At 65.4% G+C, this 15,973-nt stretch carries 15 protein-coding genes; all 15 read right to left on the reverse strand.

Annotation, left to right across the window (positions count from 1 at the left end):
- The 15 genes from FHS92_RS06600 to FHS92_RS06670 are packed head-to-tail and all read right to left on the reverse strand — an operon-like array spanning nt 1 to nt 15,909.
- On the reverse strand, nt 1-978 hold the full coding sequence (locus FHS92_RS06600) for a cell division protein FtsQ/DivIB (protein WP_184078579.1): 978 nt from the start codon (nt 976-978) through the stop codon (nt 1-3).
- A complete protein-coding gene (locus tag FHS92_RS06605) occupies nt 975-1,898 on the reverse strand; it encodes a D-alanine--D-alanine ligase (RefSeq protein WP_184078581.1) in 924 nt (307 codons plus the stop codon). The genes FHS92_RS06600 and FHS92_RS06605 overlap by 4 nt, the downstream gene beginning before the upstream one ends.
- Nucleotides 1,895-2,794 carry a UDP-N-acetylmuramate dehydrogenase gene (murB, locus tag FHS92_RS06610; RefSeq protein WP_184078906.1) on the reverse strand — a complete coding sequence of 300 codons (900 nt, stop codon included), beginning with the start codon at nt 2,792-2,794 and terminating at the stop codon, nt 1,895-1,897. The genes FHS92_RS06605 and murB overlap by 4 nt, the downstream gene beginning before the upstream one ends.
- Nucleotides 2,794-2,991 (reverse strand): hypothetical protein, encoded by a 198-nt coding sequence (locus FHS92_RS06615; protein ID WP_184078583.1) that lies wholly within the window; start codon nt 2,989-2,991, stop codon nt 2,794-2,796. The genes murB and FHS92_RS06615 overlap by 1 nt, the downstream gene beginning before the upstream one ends.
- Nucleotides 2,988-4,421 (reverse strand): UDP-N-acetylmuramate--L-alanine ligase, encoded by a 1,434-nt coding sequence (murC, locus tag FHS92_RS06620; protein WP_184078585.1) that lies wholly within the window; start codon nt 4,419-4,421, stop codon nt 2,988-2,990. The genes FHS92_RS06615 and murC overlap by 4 nt, the downstream gene beginning before the upstream one ends.
- The gene (gene murG / locus FHS92_RS06625) at nt 4,418-5,587 is read right to left on the reverse strand and encodes an undecaprenyldiphospho-muramoylpentapeptide beta-N-acetylglucosaminyltransferase (RefSeq protein WP_184078587.1); all 1,170 of its coding nucleotides are present in this window, start codon (nt 5,585-5,587) and stop codon (nt 4,418-4,420) included. Before murG ends, murC begins: the two co-directional genes overlap by 4 nt.
- Nucleotides 5,584-6,819, reverse strand: a complete 1,236-nt coding sequence (locus tag FHS92_RS06630; RefSeq protein ID WP_184078588.1) for an FtsW/RodA/SpoVE family cell cycle protein — start codon at nt 6,817-6,819, stop codon at nt 5,584-5,586. The genes murG and FHS92_RS06630 overlap by 4 nt, the downstream gene beginning before the upstream one ends.
- Nucleotides 6,809-8,137, reverse strand: a complete 1,329-nt coding sequence (gene murD, locus FHS92_RS06635) for a UDP-N-acetylmuramoyl-L-alanine--D-glutamate ligase (RefSeq protein WP_184078589.1) — start codon at nt 8,135-8,137, stop codon at nt 6,809-6,811. The genes FHS92_RS06630 and murD overlap by 11 nt, the downstream gene beginning before the upstream one ends.
- Complete coding sequence (mraY, locus tag FHS92_RS06640) at nt 8,134-9,204, reverse strand: phospho-N-acetylmuramoyl-pentapeptide-transferase (RefSeq protein WP_184078590.1); 1,071 nt, start codon at nt 9,202-9,204, stop codon at nt 8,134-8,136. Before mraY ends, murD begins: the two co-directional genes overlap by 4 nt.
- Entirely contained in the window at nt 9,204-10,580 is a 1,377-nt protein-coding gene (locus tag FHS92_RS06645; RefSeq protein WP_184078591.1) for a UDP-N-acetylmuramoyl-tripeptide--D-alanyl-D-alanine ligase, read from the reverse strand. The genes mraY and FHS92_RS06645 overlap by 1 nt, the downstream gene beginning before the upstream one ends.
- Nucleotides 10,581-10,591: 11 nt before the next feature.
- A complete protein-coding gene (locus tag FHS92_RS06650; RefSeq protein ID WP_184078908.1) occupies nt 10,592-12,019 on the reverse strand; it encodes a UDP-N-acetylmuramoyl-L-alanyl-D-glutamate--2,6-diaminopimelate ligase in 1,428 nt (475 codons plus the stop codon).
- A complete protein-coding gene (locus FHS92_RS06655) occupies nt 12,019-13,710 on the reverse strand; it encodes a peptidoglycan D,D-transpeptidase FtsI family protein (protein ID WP_184078592.1) in 1,692 nt (563 codons plus the stop codon). The genes FHS92_RS06650 and FHS92_RS06655 overlap by 1 nt, the downstream gene beginning before the upstream one ends.
- Nucleotides 13,710-14,420: a colicin transporter gene (locus tag FHS92_RS06660; RefSeq protein ID WP_184078593.1), complete on the reverse strand. Its 711-nt coding sequence runs from the start codon at nt 14,418-14,420 to the stop codon at nt 13,710-13,712. Before FHS92_RS06660 ends, FHS92_RS06655 begins: the two co-directional genes overlap by 1 nt.
- The gene (rsmH, locus tag FHS92_RS06665; RefSeq protein ID WP_184078594.1) at nt 14,417-15,415 is read right to left on the reverse strand and encodes a 16S rRNA (cytosine(1402)-N(4))-methyltransferase RsmH; all 999 of its coding nucleotides are present in this window, start codon (nt 15,413-15,415) and stop codon (nt 14,417-14,419) included. Before rsmH ends, FHS92_RS06660 begins: the two co-directional genes overlap by 4 nt.
- Entirely contained in the window at nt 15,415-15,909 is a 495-nt protein-coding gene (locus tag FHS92_RS06670; RefSeq protein WP_184078595.1) for a division/cell wall cluster transcriptional repressor MraZ, read from the reverse strand. The genes rsmH and FHS92_RS06670 overlap by 1 nt, the downstream gene beginning before the upstream one ends.
- Nucleotides 15,910-15,973 lie beyond the last annotated feature (64 nt).

Genomic DNA, 15,973 nt, shown 5'->3' on the forward strand with positions numbered 1-15,973 from the left:
TCAGGTATCCTCGCCCGACACGATGGCAGCGGGGGCGGGCTTGTCCCCATCCTGTGCATCGCTCTTCGCCGCATTTGTCTTTGCGCCCGCATCCTTGGGCAGGCGCAGCACGAACTTGTCCGGGTCACGCATATCGAACCGCACGATCCCCCGGCCGAGCAGGCGGTTGATGCCATCGAGCCGGGTAAACTCAACGAGCGCGGCGGCCGCCTGTTCCTGCCCCTCGGGCAGCGAGAGCGTCTCGCCCGACTGGAAACGCAGATCCCAGCGGCGGTTGCCCACCCATGTCGCTCCGGCGAGCACTGGCTTCAACGACGGCGCGGCATCCATCAGCTTGGTCAGTTGCCCCGTCTGCAAATTGGCGCGCGGCCCGACTACCAGCGGCAGATCGGGAAGTTCCGACGGCCTGATCCCTTCCAGCGGCTGGCCCGTCACATCGATCAGCGCGAGCCGCCCGTCATGCTGCCACACCGCGACGGGCTGGCGCTCGACAATGTCCACGACCAGTGTGTCGGGCAGGCGGCGGGAAATGCGCGCGTCCTTCACCCAGGCGAGCTTGAGCATTTCGCTGCGCAGATTTGACAGATCGAGATTGAGCATCGAGCGGTCCACCTGCCCCAAGGCGATGTTATACACCGGCAGTTCGTCCATGCGCTCGACTCCGCGCACCTCGACCTTCTCGACCTGAAACCCCGCGCGCGACGCCATCTCGGCGATTTCCATGCGTGCCATGCCCGGCAGGCCGAAAAAGCTCGCCACACCCCAGCCGATCCCGACAACCGCCAGCACGATGGCCCCAGTCGCGAGCCGGTGCTGCGTGGCGGGACTGATCGGCACCATGGCAAGCAGACGTCCCAGCCCGGTCTTTTTCTTTGCGCCGCCCGCGCGGGGCCGCGCCATGGTCTTGCTGCGCCCCGATGATACCCGCGTGGTGGAAAGGCGGCCTGTGCCGCCGCGACGGATGCGGGTCTCGCTCATAGCGCCTCCTCGACAATGCGTTCCACCAGTTCGGCATAATCGATGCCCATCTTCGCCGCCTGTTCGGGAACGAGGCTCAGCGCCGTCATGCCCGGCTGGGTGTTGACCTCCAGCAGGAACAGCCCCTCGACGCCCAGATTGTCATCCCAGCGGAAATCGGACCGCGACGTGCCCTTGCAGCCAAGCAAGCGATGCGCGCGCAGGGCGATGTCGCGGCAGGCGTCGGCGATGGCGTCCGGCACATCGGCGGGGCAGACATGTTCGGTCATGCCATCGGTATATTTGGCGTCGAAATCATAGAAGCCGGATTTCGGGCGCAGTTCCGTCACCAGCAGCGCCTCATCCCCCAGCACAGCGGTCGTCAGCTCGCGCCCGCGAATATAGGGTTCGGCAAGAAGCTCGCCAAAATGCTGCCACGGCCCCTCGACATCGCGGCCAATGGGGTTGCCGAAGTTGCTGTCATAGGTGACGATGGCGACGCCGACGGACGATCCTTCGTTGACCGGTTTCACGACATAGGGGCGCGGGATCGGGTCGCCTTCGTAAAGCGTGGCGCTGTCCACCACCTGCCCGCCGGGCATCGGGATGCCGTGGGGAACGAGCGCCTGCTTGGTCAGTTGCTTGTCGATCGCGATCACCGACGTCGCCAGCCCGCTATGGGTATATTTGATGCCCATCAGGTCCATCATGCCCTGCACCGTGCCGTCCTCGCCCGGCACGCCATGCAGCGCATTGAACACGACATCGGGTTTGGTATCGGCAAGGCGTTGCGCAACATCGCGGTCCATATCGATGCGCGTAACGCGATGACCGCGACTTTCCAGCGCCTTCGCAACGCCCTCCCCACTCATCAGCGAGACAGGCCGCTCGGCGGACCAGCCGCCCATGAGGACAGCAACGTGCCAAGGACCACGGCTCATTTCGCGACCCCGATCCGCTGGATTTCCCATTCCAGATCCACGCCGCTGTCCGCCTTCACCCGTCGCCGCACATCCTCACCCAGTTGTTCGATATCCGCGCTGTTCGCCTCGCCGAGGTTAAGCAGGAAGTTGCAATGTTTTTCGGAAACCTGCGCGTCACCCCGGCGCAGCCCACGACACCCGGCGCGGTCGACCAGTTCCCATGCCTTATGCCCATCCGGGTTCTTGAATGTCGATCCGCCGGTGCGGCTGCGCAGTGGCTGGCTCGCCTCGCGCTCGGCGGCGATGCGGTCCATCTCTGCGCCAATGGCGGCGGGATCGCCCGGCGTGCCTTCGAACAGTGCCTCGACCACCACCGCACCTTGCGGAAGTTCGCTGTGCCGATAACTGTAGCCCAGGCGCCCGGCCGGCCACGTCTCGACCGATCCGTTGCGCAACACCACTGTGACCTCGACCAGGATATCGCTCGTATCCCGGCCATAGGCGCCCGCATTCATCCGCACCGCGCCGCCAACCGTTCCGGGGATGCCGCGCAGGAATTCCAGCCCGGCGATCCCCGCATCGCGCGCCGCGCTAGCGACCGAAATGCCCATCGCTGCGCCGCCAGCGCGCACGCGGTTGCCCGGCTCGACGCTCACCTTCTGCATCGCCTTGGGCAGGCGCACGACGACGCCCGGCACACCGCCATCGCGCACGATCAGGTTCGATCCCACGCCCACCGGCAGCACCGGCACGGACGGGTCCAGCTCCTTCAGAAATGCCGCCAGATCCTCGACATCGGCCGGGCGCACCAGCACTTCCGCCGGGCCGCCGGTACGGAACCAGATGAAATCCGCGAGACTCCCTCCCCGCTCCAGCGTTCCGCGCAAGGGAGGCAGAGCCAGCGCATCCGCCATCATTTACGCCAGCCCCAGAGTTCCAGCCATTTTTCCCATGCCGCGATGTTCGCCTTGGTGGCGTCCGTCATGGCCTTCTGCGCGTCGAGCATCGCATCGCCGGTCTTGAGCGACGTGCGGGCAACCTCGACGCTCTGCTCATGCGCATCGATCACGCGCTTCTGCATGTCCACGGCAAAGTCGATCAGATCCTTCATGCCGCCGCCTCGTGCAGACGCGTGGACACGGCATCGGCCAGCCCCGCCGCCCATTTCGTGATGTCGCCCGCGCCCAGGCAGATGATCATGTCGTAGGCCTGGATATCCCGCGCCAGCGTCTCCGCCAGACCGTCAGCGCCCTCGATGGTGGAAACCGCCCGGTGCCCCCGCCGCTTGAGGCCTGAAACCAGCGCGTTGCTATCCACGCCCTCGATCGGGCTTTCGCCTGCGGGATAGACCGGCGCGGCATAGACGACATCGGCGTCGTTGAACGCCTGCTGGAACTCGTCCATCAGATCGCGCAGACGGGTGAAGCGATGCGGCTGGACTACCGCAATGACCCGTCCCTTGGCGCCTTCGCGCGCGGCCGCCAGCACCGCCTTGATCTCGACCGGGTGGTGGCCGTAATCGTCAATCACCGTCGCGACGCCACCGCCGCGCAGCGCGATCTCGCCGACCTTGGTAAAGCGCCGCTTGACCCCGCCGAACTTGGCGAAGCCCGTCTGGATCGTCGCGTCGTCGATGCCCATGTGCAGCGCCACACCGATAGCCGCCATGGCGTTCAAGACATTGTGCCGCCCGGGCATTGGCATTTCGATGCCCTCGATCCGGCGGATCGATCCATCGCGCTCGCGCACCTGCACGTCAAAGCGGTTGCCGCCGGGCACGGGCTGCACATTCTCGCCGCGAATGTCAGCCTGCGCGGAGAAGCCGTAGGTTACGATGCGCCGGTCCTGCACGCGCGGCAAGATTGCCTGTACCTCTGGATGGTCGAGGCAGACGATCGCCGCGCCATAAAACGGCACATTCTCGACGAATTCGACGAACGCGTCCTTCACGCGATCGAAGCTGCCATAATGGTCGAGATGTTCGGGATCGATATTGGTGACGACCGCGATCGTGCCGTCGAGGCGCAAGAAGCTGCCGTCGCTCTCGTCGGCCTCCACCACCATCCAGTCGCTCTGCCCCAGACGTGCATTGGAACCATAGCTGTTGATGATGCCACCGTTGATGACCGTCGGGTCCACGCCGCCCGCGTCCAGCAGCGCCGCAACCATCGATGTTGTCGTCGTCTTGCCATGCGTGCCCGCCACAGCGACGGTGGACTTGAGGCGCATCAGCTCGGCCAGCATCTCGGCCCTGCGCACCACCGGCACGCGGGTTTCCAGCGCCAGCTCGACCTCCGGATTGCCGCGCTTGATCGCGGTCGACGTCACCACCACCGCCGCATCGCCCAGATTTTCGGCGCGATGCCCGATAGCGACCGGTATGCCTTTCTTGCGCAGCCCCTCGATCACATAGCCTTCGGCGACGTCCGACCCCTGAACCTTGTAGCCCAAATTGTGCATCACCTCGGCAATGCCGGACATGCCGATACCGCCGATGCCGATGAAGTGGATCGTCCCGATGTCCGTCGCAACGCCCTTCATGCCGGAACGCCTTTCAGGTTCAGGCTGGTGGGCACAGGCGTGGAGACAGTCACGGGGTCGTTCATCAGGGGAGCGGTTCCTATCGATTCGAGCAGATCGGCCATATCGCGCGCGGCGTTGGGACGGCCGCAGGACCAGGCCCGCCGCGCCGCGTTCTGGAGCGCACCGGGCTCCATTGCCATCTTCTGGAGTTGCTTGGCCAGCTCCACCGGCGTGAAGTTGGACTGACGGATCGACCGCGCGCCTCCGCAATTGACCAGCTCGCGCACATTGGCGGTCTGGTGATCGTCCATCGCGGAGGGTAGCGGGATGAGGATTGCCGGACGCCCGGCGACGGTCAGCTCCGCCAGCGTCGATGCCCCCGCCCGCGCGATGACCAGATGCGCCCAGCTCAGCTTTTGCGGCATGTCGCTGATATAGGTGGCGAGGTCCGCCGGGATTTCCAGCTCGGCATAGGCCGCGCGCACCCGCTCGATATCCTCGGCGCGGCACTGCTGCGTCACCTGCAAACGGCGGCGCAGGCTCAGTGGGAGAAGGCTCAGCCCCTCCGGCACCACGGAGGACAGGATCGTCGCACCCTGGCTGCCGCCCGTCACGAGCAGGCGAAACACGCTCTCGTCGGTCAGGACAGGAAATTCTTCCTCGCGCAGATTGAGCACCTGCGCCCGCACCGGATTGCCGACCAGATGGACCTTGTCGGCATATTTGTCCTTGAGGCGGCTAACCTCAGGATAGGCGGTCGCGATCGCGTTGACCCGCCCTGCGAGCAAGCGGTTAACCCGGCCCAGAACGGCGTTCTGCTCATGGATGGCGGTCGGGATGTCTTCTTTCAGCGCAGCCAGCAGAGCGGGCAGCGCCGGATAGCCGCCGAAACCCACCACCACAGACGGACGAAACCCGTCATACATGCGCCGCGCCATGTCGCGCCCGGCCATGATGCCGCGAAGGCCGCGCAGCCAGCCCCTGGGGCCGCCGTCCATCCGCCCGGCGGGCAGGATATGGACCGCCATGCCGTCAAAAATGCCGGGAATCTTCGCGCCGCGATCATCGGTGACGAGCGCCACATGATGCCCGCGCGCCATCAGCTCCTCGGCGACCGCATAAGCGGGGATCATATGTCCTCCGGTCCCGCCCGCGGCGAGAACGAAGTGTCGGGAAACGCTCATCGACCACTCCATTTCACGGCATGGGGCCGACGCTTGTCCATAAACGGATTGCGCCGCGTGAAGGCGAGCAGCAGCCCGACCCCGATACACAGCGCCAGCATAGAGGAGCCGCCATAGCTGATAAAGGGGAGTGTCATACCTTTGGAAGGAAATATCTGCGCATTCACCCCCATGTTGATGATCGCCTGCAATCCGAACTGTGTCGTCAGCCCCCCCGCGGCAAGGATGATGAAATTATCTTCTTCGTCCAGCAGGCGCAGCAGCACCCGGACCATGATCGCCAGATACAGCAGCGCGATGATGATGCAGGCGAACAGACCGAATTCCTCCCCGATGACGGAGAAGATATAGTCGGTATGCGCTTCTGGCAGGCGAAACTTCTCCTGCCCGCCACCCGGTCCGACCCCCAGAAAACCGCCATTGGTAATCGTGCGGTGCGCGAGATCCGTCTGGTCCGGTCCGGCGTCCGGCGCGACGCCCAGCCCGAGGAAATCGTTGATCCGCTGCCGCCCGTTTTCATAGAACAGATAGGTCGCGACCAGCAGTCCGACCGCCCCGGCGATCATCGTGCCGATCAATCGCCCCGACGCGCCCGCGAGCAGCAGCAGCGTGCCCCAGCAGGCGCAGAACACCACCGTCTGTCCAAAATCGGGCTGCTGCATCAGCAGCGCGGCGATAACCGCCGTGATCGCGCCCGTGATCGGAATGAGGGGCAGATCCGGCTCCCGTTCCCGCAGTGAAAGCAGCCAGGCGACCGTCACCACGAACAGGGGTTTCAGAAATTCCGACGGCTGGAACCGCATTCCCGGCAGGTCGATCCACCGCTTCGCGCCGTTGACGACGCTTCCCAGCACCGGCACCAGCAGCAGCGTGAACACGAAAAATGCCGTCGCGATCAGGGCGAACCGACGCGCCTTGTCCTTCGAAAGCATCGATATGCCCAGCATCAGCGGAACGCCGATACACACCCACAGCAATTGCTTGTAGAAATAGACCAGCGGGTCGACACTGACCGCACTCGTCGAACGATCTATGGCGGCGACCGGAGACGCGGCAGCCACCGCAACCAGCCCGATCGCGATCAGAATCACGATCAGCGAGAGGAGCAGCCGGTCGATTTCCCAGAACCAGGCCGCAAGCGGCGTGCGTTCGCGCGGCACCGTGCGGCTGCGAAAATCGCGCACCATCTGGCGGGGCCGGAACGTGCGGTTGGGTTCGCCCTTACTGCGCATCGCTCACACTTTCCTGGCTCTGCACCGCCTCGACCGCCGCGACGAAGGCATCGCCCCGCGCCTCGAAATCGCGAAACTGGTCGAAACTGGCGCAGGCGGGCGACAGCAGCACGACATCGCCCGGTTCGGCAATGCGGGCGGCGCGACGCACCGCCGTCAGCAACATCTCGCTGTCATCGACCGGCATATGATCGCGCAACAGGTCGGCGAACATGTGCCCGCTCTCGCCCATGGTGTAGGCGTGCTTCACATAGGGGTAATAGGGCACGCACTCGTCAAGATTGTCCGTCTTCGCGATACCGCCGAGGATCCAGTGGACACGCGGTTTGCCGTGGATGGGCGGGTAGGCCGCGAGCGCGGGCGCAGTCGACGCCGCGTTGGTCGCCTTGCTGTCGTTGACGTACAGAACGCCGTTGACTTCGGCCACGCGCTGCATCCGGTGCGGCAGGCTGGCATAGCTCGCCAGCGCCCGCTCGATGATCGCCTCACCGATGCCCAGCGCACGCGCGACGGCCGCCGCGACCGCAACATTTTGTGCGTTGTGCGGACCTTGCAGGGATGGCCACCGCGCTTGCGCCGCGCGATCGATGTCCTCGCCCGAGACGCGCGTCGCCCGCTGGCCCAGCGACTTGATGATCGCCCGGCTCGGCTCGTCATCGGTGGCGATCACCGCTGCATGATCGGCCGATTGCATGGCGAACAATCGCGCCTTTGACGCTACATAGCCTTCAAACCCGTCATAGCGGTCCAGATGATCGGGCGTGATGTTGAGCAACACAGCGACGTCGCAATCGAGGCTGTAGGTCAGATCGATCTGGTAGCTCGATAGTTCGAGCACATAGATTCCGCCCTCGGGCAAGGGGTCCTGCCCCAATATGGGCAGGCCGATATTCCCGCCCATCCGCGTTGGGATGCCCGCGGTCTCGATGATATGATGAATGAGCGCGGTGGTCGTCGATTTGCCATTGGTGCCAGTGATGCCCACCACCCGGTGCGCGGGCAGGCATTTACGCGCGAGCGCGAAAAGCTCGATATCGCCGATCACCGGCACGCCGTCCGCCCGCGCCTTGTCGGCAATCGGGTGGCGATTGAGCGGAACGCCCGGCGAAACGACGACGCCCGCAAAGCCCGTCATGTCGATGGTCAGTGGATCGGCGATGTCTGCCGTGTCCGCCACCAGATCGCGCGCTTCCTCGCGTGTGTCCCACGCAATCACCCGCGCGCCGCTGGCGGCAAGGCTCGCCACAGTGGCAAGGCCCGACCGCGCCAAGCCCAGCACGGCATAGGTCTTGTCGGCAAAGGCGCGGGATACGATCATCGCAGTTTCAGCGTCGCCAGCCCGGCCAGCGCCAGCACGAAGGAAATGATCCAGAAGCGGATGACGACGGTGGGTTCCGCCCAGCCCAATTGCTCGAAATGATGGTGGATCGGCGCCATCTTGAACACGCGCTTGCCGGTGCGTTTGTAGAAGAACACTTGGATCACGACCGATAGCGCCTCCACCACGAACAGCCCGCCGATCAGCGCCAGCACGATCTCATGATGCGCGACGACCGCGATCACGCCGATCGTTCCGCCCAGGGCGAGGCTGCCGGTATCTCCCATGAACACGGCGGCGGGCGGCGCGTTGAACCACAGGAACGCCAGCCCTGCACCGATAATCGCCCCGCACAGGATGACGAGATCACCCGCCCCCGGCACATGGGGGATGCCCAGATAATGCGCATAGTCCGCGCGCCCGACCAGATAGACGATCGCCGTAAACGCCATGCACGCGATAATCACCGGCATCGTCGCCAACCCGTCCAGCCCATCGGTCAGGTTGACCGCGTTCCCGAACGACACGATAACAAAAGCGGCGAACACGAAATAGAACGGGCCGAGGTCGATTGCCGGACCGTTCCAGAATGGGACATAGAGCGCCGTTCCGTTCTGGTGGACGATGAGCGCCGCCGCAATCCCGGCGATGGCGAACTCCACTGCCAGCCGCAGCCTGCCCGACAGGCCCTTGTGGCTCGCTTTTGTGACCTTGTCATAATCGTCCATGAAGCCGATCGCGCCGAACCCCAGCGTCACGCACAGACACGCCCAGAGGTAAAGCGAGGTGAAGTCCATCCAGAGCAAAACCGACAGGATCATCGCGGTGAGGATCATCAACCCGCCCATGGTGGGGGTACCGCGCTTGGCGAGGTGAGTCTGCGGTCCGTCAGACCGGATCGGCTGGCCCTTGCCCTGCCGCACGCGCAGCCAGCCGATGAAGCGCGGGCCGATCACCAGCCCGATCACCAGCGCCGTGGCGATGGACGCGCCCGCGCGAAAGCTCAGATAACGGACGAGGTTCAGGATTCCGGGGAAATCGAGCTGTTGCGCCAGCCAATAGAGCATTAATGTCCTCCGCCGGTCAGCGCCGCGACCACGCGCGACAGACCGACACTGTTAGATCCCTTGACCAGAATGGCATCGCCGGGCCGCATCTGCGATTCGATCACATGCGCCGCCTCTAGCGCATCCGGCACATGCGTGAAATGGATGCGGCCTTCAAGCCTGTCGGCAAGCGGCGCCATCTCCGTGCCGACCAGCACAGCCATGTCGACCCCGGCATCCTGCAAGGGCTCGGCAAGGCCCGCGTGCAGCGCGGCACTGCGCACGCCCAGCTCTTTCATCGCGCCGAGCACGGCAATCCGGCGCTTTGCGTGCTCGCGCCCCAGTTGGGCGAGCGTGGCGGCCATCGACAGAGGATTCGCGTTGTAGCTCTCGTCGATCACCAGCACGGCGCCATCAGCGAGCGGAAATTTCGTGCGCTCGCCGCGTCCGGGAAGCTGCGGCAACTCCGCCAGCGCGAGCCCAGCCGCCGCGAGGTCCCCGCCCACAGCCTCGATCGTCGCCAGTACCGCCAGCGCATTGGAAACCCAGTGGTCGCCCGGTGCCGCGACGGTGAAGCACAGTTCCGCTTCGGGCAATTGCGCGGTCACCAGCGACCCGCCATCGCGCGCGGGCACGGCCTCCAGCGCGCGGACATCCGCGCCTGCGCCCATGCCGAATGTCATAATCGCGCTTGCGCACATCCGTGCGCGTTCGATCAACAGCGGACGATGCGGGCTGTCAAAGGGAACGATGGCCGTGCCCCCGGGCTCCAGCCCCTCGAAAATTTCCGCCTTGGCCTGCGCGATGGCCGTTTCCGTGCCGAAAAACTCGATATGCGCGGGGGCGATGGCCGTGACAACCGCTGCATCGGGCCGCACGATGCGCGTCAGCGCGGCCAGCTCGCCCGCATGGTTCATGCCCATTTCGAACACGCCGAACAGCGTGTCCCGCGGCATGCGCGCGAGGCTCAGCGGCACGCCGACATGGTTGTTATAGCTTTTAAGCGAGCGGTGCGCCTGCCCGGGCCGCATCCGGTCGAGCGCGTGGAACAGGGCTTCCTTGGTCCCGGTCTTGCCGACGGATCCGGTGACGCCGATGACCTTGCCCGTCATGCGCGCACGCGATGCGATGGCAATGTCGGTCAGGGCTTGGGTCGTGTCGGCAACCAGAACATGGGGATGGTCTACCGGCTGGGACACGATCGCCGCCGCGCCGCCCGCCGCAAAGGTCGCGTCGACGAAGCGATGCCCGTCGGTCGTCTCGCCCTTCAGCGCGATGAACAGGTCACCCGGCCCGACTTCCCGGCTGTCGAACGCGACGCCGGTCACCACGAAATCGCCCGAAGCGATGCCGCCAGTCGCCTGCGCGAGTTCCTGCGCCGTCCAGAGCGGGGTCATCGCCTGCCCCATCAGCGCGCGCACTCGCGCGCGACGGTCACATCGTCGAAGGGAAGCACACGGTCGCCGATCACCTGCCCCTGTTCATGCCCCTTGCCTGCGAGCAGCACGATATCGTCCGGCCCGGCCTGCGCGATCGCGGCGGCGATCGCCGCGCGCCGCCCGCCGATCTCTTCCGCACCGGGAGCACCGGCCATGACCGCCGCGCGGATCGCGGCAGGATCTTCGGAACGGGGATTGTCGTCTGTCACGATCACATGGTCGGCCAGTTCCGCCGCCGTTGCGCCCATCAGCGGACGCTTGCCCGCATCGCGATCTCCGCCCGCGCCAAACAGCGCAATCAGCTTGCCCCGTGTATGCGGACGCAGCGCCTCGATCGCGGCGCGCAGCCCGTCGGGCGTATGGGCGTAATCGACGTAGACGGGTGCACCCTTGCTGCTTACCACGGCGCGCTCCAGCCGTCCCCGCACCGGTTGAAGGCGCGAGAGGAAGCCCAGCACATCGGCGGTCTTTCCTCCTGTCGCGATCACCAGTCCGGCAGAAACCAGCGCATTCGCGGCCTGATACCCGCCGATCAGCGGCAGATCGACCTGGAATTCGTTGCCATCGGCCATCACCGTCATCCGCTGGCCCAGATGCGTCGGTTTACGCCCAACCAGCTTCAGCGTATCACCGTTCTTGCCCACGGTCATGACGTTAAGGCCACGCTTTTCGGCCCGCGCGATCACATCGCCGGACTTGGGATCGTCAGCCCAGATCACCGCAGTGCCGTCGTCCGACACCACTTCGTCGAACAGCCGCATCTTCGCATCGAAATAACTGTCCATATCGCCATGATAATCGAGATGATCGCGCGACAGGTTGGTAAACGCCGCGGCCTGTACCGGCAGCCCTTCGGTCCGGTATTGCGAGAGGCCATGGCTTGACGCCTCGAACGCGGCGTGTGTGATCCCTTCCTTGCGCAGACCAGCCATGTTGGCGAGGAAGGTCACGATATCGGGCGTCGTCAGCCCGGTGGAGACCTGATCCACCGCCGTCGTGACGCCCAGCGTCCCGATCGACGCGGAGCGATGCCCGAGCATCCGCCACAATTGCCGGGTCAGTTCCACGGTCGATGTCTTGCCGTTGGTGCCCGTCACCGCCACGCACACATCGGGGAATGGCGCGAAATACCGCGCGGCCAGTTCTGCGAAGAGGCGACGGGGATTGGCATCGGCAATATGAACCGCGCCCTCGACCTTGGCCTGGGGACGCGCCACGACCGCGATCGCACCAGACGCCACGGCCTGCGCGATGAAATCCTCGCCATTAACGCGCGCGCCCTCGAACGCGCCGAAGATCGTGCCCGGCGCGACCTTGCGGTGGTCGATGGCAAAGCCACCGACCGGTACCGCCCCCGTTTCCGCAGGCAGTCCGTCGACCAATGCATCGAGACGCATCATTCCTCTCCTTCTGCCTTCCACAGGAGCGGCATCAGTTCGGATATGTCAACGTCCCGTCGTTCATCCGGGAGAATATCGAGCATGGGTCCAATGCGTTCGACCACGCGCTTGACCACGGGGGCAGCGGTGAAGGCGGCCGTGCGCAGGCCGGGATGCTCGCTGCCGCCCTGCGGTTCGTCCATCATGGTGAGAACGATGTATTTGGGATTGTCCATGGGGAACGCCGCCGCAAAGGTCGTCACCAGCGAATGCCGCGCATAGCCGCCTTCGAACGGTTTTTCGGCCGATCCGGTCTTGCCGCCGACGCGATAGCCCGGCGCATTGGCGCTCCGTCCCGTCCCGGCGGAGACGATCATGCGCAGCAATTGGCGCATCCGCGCGCTGGTCGCGGCGGTAAAGACTCGACGTCCCGCGGGGACCTGATCGGGCTTCAGCCGCAACACCGTCGCGGGACGCCAGATGCCGCCGTTGACCAGTGCGGCGTATGCGCTCGCGAGATGCAGCGGGGTCACCGCAATGCCATGGCCGTACGCAACCGTCATGGTCGTGATGCGGCCCCAGCTGCTCGGCCATAGGGTGCGCGACCGCTCCCGCAGCTCGATGCTCGGGCGCTGGTCGAACTCCAGCGACCGATAGACCTTCTGCATCGGCCCGGCCCCCATCTCGTCGGCGATACGAGCGGTCACGATGTTGGAGCTGTGCACCAGCGTTTCCGGTACGTTGAGCCAACGGCCGAGCGGATGGTCGTCCTTGATACGGAAGCCGCCGACCTGCAACGGCGCGGTCGCGTCATAGCGGCGCGACATCGACGTCACCGTGCCATTGTCCATCGCCGCCGCGATCGAAAGCGGCTTGAACGTCGATCCCAGTTCGTAGCGCGATTGCACCACATCATTGCGCCGCGCGTTGTCATCCTTGCCCAGCTTATTGGGGTCGAACACCGGCAGCGACGCCATCGCAATCACTTCGCCGGTGTTGGCATCCAACACGATCCCGGTCGCGCCCTTTGCCTTTTGATCGACCATCCCCGCATAAAGCTCACTTTCCAGTGCGCCCTGCACACGGCTGTCGAGCGAGAGCACCAGTGGAGTGCCCAGCATGTCGCGGTTGGTTAGCCGGTCGTTGAACGCCGCCTCGACCCCCATGCCGCCCTGCCCGTCGACCGGCGCGAAACCCAGCACATGTGCCGCAAGGGTACGCTGCGGATAAAGCCGCTCTTTTTCGCGCGGGAATTCGATGCCGATTTCGCCCAGCGCATTGACTGCCGCCACCTGCTCGGGCAGCGCGCGATGGCGCAGATAGGCCCAACGCTTACCGGTGAGAAGCCGATGGAACTCTACCGCTTCAGTGTCGGGAAAAATCTCGTGCAGCTTTGCCGCGAGCTCCTGCGGATCGCCCAGAAGCTTGCTGGGTCGAACCGAAATCGCATAGCCGTCCATGGTGCGCGCCAGCGGCAGGCCATTGCGGTCGACAATGTCTGCCCGCGCGGGCACCGCGCCGCCCGCCACGCCGCGCGATCCGGATGTCGAGGCCACGACGCCCATCCAGAACAGCCGCACCACCAGAACCGCGCACACGGCGGTGAGCAGCAGCAGCAGGATCATCAGCCGTTTATGCGCGAGCGCCGTCAGATTAACGGTTTGACGGCGTACCGATAGGCGATCGTGGCGGACGACAATTGTCGCCATCAGTGCACCTCGCCGCGCTTCTCGGCGGCGGCGCGTCGCCCTATGTCACCCAGCGTTCCATCATCAAGCAACCGGGAATCGAGCATCGCCATGCGTTCCGCCTTGCGCGCGACGGTGCTTGCCATCTGCGCCGAACCCTTGGGTGCAGGCGCCGGGATCGTGACCCGGAGCGTACCGGCCTTGGGCACGGCGGCGGTTGCCGTGGCGATCCCTACGCTCGCCACCCGGCTGGTGCTGACCGGACGGGCGACGACATCGGACTGTATCTGGGCGGTGCGGATCACCGCGACATCGCTCCGGATCTGGCTGGCGGCGGGGCTGGCCGCGCCTGCCTGCGGAGCGGAGGGCAGATCCTGCGCGTTTTCGACCATCGCCACCATCACCGGCGGCGCGACGAACGCGGGGCCGTTGGGCGCAATGCCGTCGAGATGCGCCAGTGCCCGCTCGCCGTTCAGATAATGGGACGCCGTTAAGGTCGAATAGCGCAGATCCTCGGCGTTCCATTTTTCGAGCTGGCGCATGTTGGCGCGCGCGCCGAATTCCGTTTCCAGATAACGGATGTCCGCCCGCGCCGAGGCGATCTGCGTCCGCACCCGGACCAGCTCGTTGCGCTCGGTCGCGACCCGCAGCGACACCAGATAGGCCGACAACGCACCGAGCGCGACGACCAGCACCCAGAACAGGCTTTGCAGACGTTTGACGGCGATCATGTCCGTGTCTCCGGAGCGGGGGTGTGAGCAGAAGTAGTGAGCGCGCCCGATCGGATCGCGCTGCGCAGCGTGGCGGACCGGGCGCGTGGATTGGCAGCGAGCTCGCGGGCAGAGGGGCGCACGGCCTTGGCGGGCTTGGCAAAGGTCGGAGCGTGGGTCGGCGCCGCTTCCGGACGGTGGCGTGATCCGCCCGCCTCGCTGCCGCTGCGCTGGCGCAGGAACTGTTTCACGATACGGTCTTCGAGACTATGAAACGTGACGACCGCGAGGCGGCCGCCCGGTTCCAACACAGCCTCCGCCGCCTCCAAACCACGTTCCAACTCTTCCAGTTCCTGGTTGAGGTGAATGCGGATCGCCTGGAACGCGCGCGTCGCGGGATCCTTCTTGTCGTGAGGCTTGTGGCCGAGCGCCCGCCGTACGACGTTCGCCAGCTCGCCCGTCCGGCTGAGCGGACGGGCGGCGACGATCGCGCGTGCGACCCGACGCGACCGGGGTTCCTCGCCGTAGCGATAGAGGACGTTGGCGATCTCTTCCTCGTCAGCGGAATTGAGGAAATCGGCGGCGCTGACGCCTGCCTTGCTCATCCGCATGTCGAGCGGCCCGTCGGACTGGAACGAGAAACCGCGCTCCGCCCGATCGAGCTGCATGGAAGACACGCCGATATCGAGCGTAACGCCCGAGACCGAGGCGACATCTGCCTGTGCGAGCAGGGCCTGCATCGCGGAGAACGGCCCTTCGAGCAGGCGAATGGCGTCCCCCGCGCGCGCGATCCGCTCCTGCCCCTCGGCAATCGCTTCCGGATCGCGGTCGATGGCGATCACATGCGCGCCGCGCCGGGCCATCGCACGGCTGTATCCGCCCGCTCCATAGGTGCCGTCGACATGCGTTTCGCCCGGGGCAATGGCGAGCGCGTCGAGCACTTCATCAAGCAGGACGGGAATGTGCGGCGCAGCGTCGGTCGATGCAGGACCAGGGGTGAGGGTTTCCGCGTTCATCACGCCTTTCCCTCTGCCGCGCGTTCTTCCAGGAACGCCTCGACCTTGGCGCGCAGGCGGGGGCTGCGCCCGTCGCTGGCGAGAAGCGTTTTGGGTTCCCACATCTGGATATAGCGGCTGACGCCGGAGAACACGATGACGTCCTCGATCCCGATCAGACGTTTGATATCGGCGGGCAGGAAAAAGCGGCCACCGTCGTCGAAATTCAGATCTTCCACGTCGGCGAAGCGGCGCTCCCGTTCGGCGTCGCCGTCGAACGCGACCCCGTTATCGCGCGCCGCGCGTTCCATTTCGACGACTTCGTCTTCCAGCCATTGCTTGTGGGACAGGCCGAAACCGACCGCGCATTTGAGGCTGCTGTGGATCGAAAGGCAGAGGCGGGTATCGCCGCTGGAATGTTTGAGGAGTTTACGCATATCGAGGGGCAGGACGAACCGTCCCTTGCTATCCGCAACGCTGATCGCGCTGCCTGAATAGATGATGCCCTCTGCCACGCTGTTCCTGCCCCAAAACCCCTCGGCTCACCGAGGCAACAGGCCACCGCCCGCAGCATCGGGC

The sequence above is a fragment of the Sphingobium subterraneum genome (assembly GCF_014199435.1).
Lineage (GTDB): Bacteria > Pseudomonadota > Alphaproteobacteria > Sphingomonadales > Sphingomonadaceae > Sphingobium > Sphingobium subterraneum.

What these genes read in the sequence shown, in the direction of transcription:
- FHS92_RS06660 (WP_184078593.1), bottom strand. Translation starts at nt 14,420, where the DNA reads ATGATCGCCGTCAAACGTCTGCAAAGCCTGTTCTGGGTGCTGGTCGTC.
- FHS92_RS06615 (WP_184078583.1), bottom strand. Translation starts at nt 2,991, where the DNA reads ATGAAGGATCTGATCGACTTTGCCGTGGACATGCAGAAGCGCGTGATC.
- FHS92_RS06630 (WP_184078588.1), bottom strand. Translation starts at nt 6,819, where the DNA reads ATGCGCAGTAAGGGCGAACCCAACCGCACGTTCCGGCCCCGCCAGATG.
- mraY (WP_184078590.1), bottom strand. Translation starts at nt 9,204, where the DNA reads ATGCTCTATTGGCTGGCGCAACAGCTCGATTTCCCCGGAATCCTGAAC.
- murD (WP_184078589.1), bottom strand. Translation starts at nt 8,137, where the DNA reads ATGATCGTATCCCGCGCCTTTGCCGACAAGACCTATGCCGTGCTGGGC.
- murG (WP_184078587.1), bottom strand. Translation starts at nt 5,587, where the DNA reads ATGAGCGTTTCCCGACACTTCGTTCTCGCCGCGGGCGGGACCGGAGGA.
- FHS92_RS06650 (WP_184078908.1), bottom strand. Translation starts at nt 12,019, where the DNA reads ATGCGTCTCGATGCATTGGTCGACGGACTGCCTGCGGAAACGGGGGCG.
- FHS92_RS06655 (WP_184078592.1), bottom strand. Translation starts at nt 13,710, where the DNA reads ATGGCGACAATTGTCGTCCGCCACGATCGCCTATCGGTACGCCGTCAA.
- rsmH (WP_184078594.1), bottom strand. Translation starts at nt 15,415, where the DNA reads ATGAACGCGGAAACCCTCACCCCTGGTCCTGCATCGACCGACGCTGCG.
- murB (WP_184078906.1), bottom strand. Translation starts at nt 2,794, where the DNA reads ATGGCGGATGCGCTGGCTCTGCCTCCCTTGCGCGGAACGCTGGAGCGG.
- FHS92_RS06605 (WP_184078581.1), bottom strand. Translation starts at nt 1,898, where the DNA reads ATGAGCCGTGGTCCTTGGCACGTTGCTGTCCTCATGGGCGGCTGGTCC.
- FHS92_RS06645 (WP_184078591.1), bottom strand. Translation starts at nt 10,580, where the DNA reads ATGACCCCGCTCTGGACGGCGCAGGAACTCGCGCAGGCGACTGGCGGC.
- murC (WP_184078585.1), bottom strand. Translation starts at nt 4,421, where the DNA reads ATGAAGGGCGTTGCGACGGACATCGGGACGATCCACTTCATCGGCATC.
- FHS92_RS06600 (WP_184078579.1), bottom strand. Translation starts at nt 978, where the DNA reads ATGAGCGAGACCCGCATCCGTCGCGGCGGCACAGGCCGCCTTTCCACC.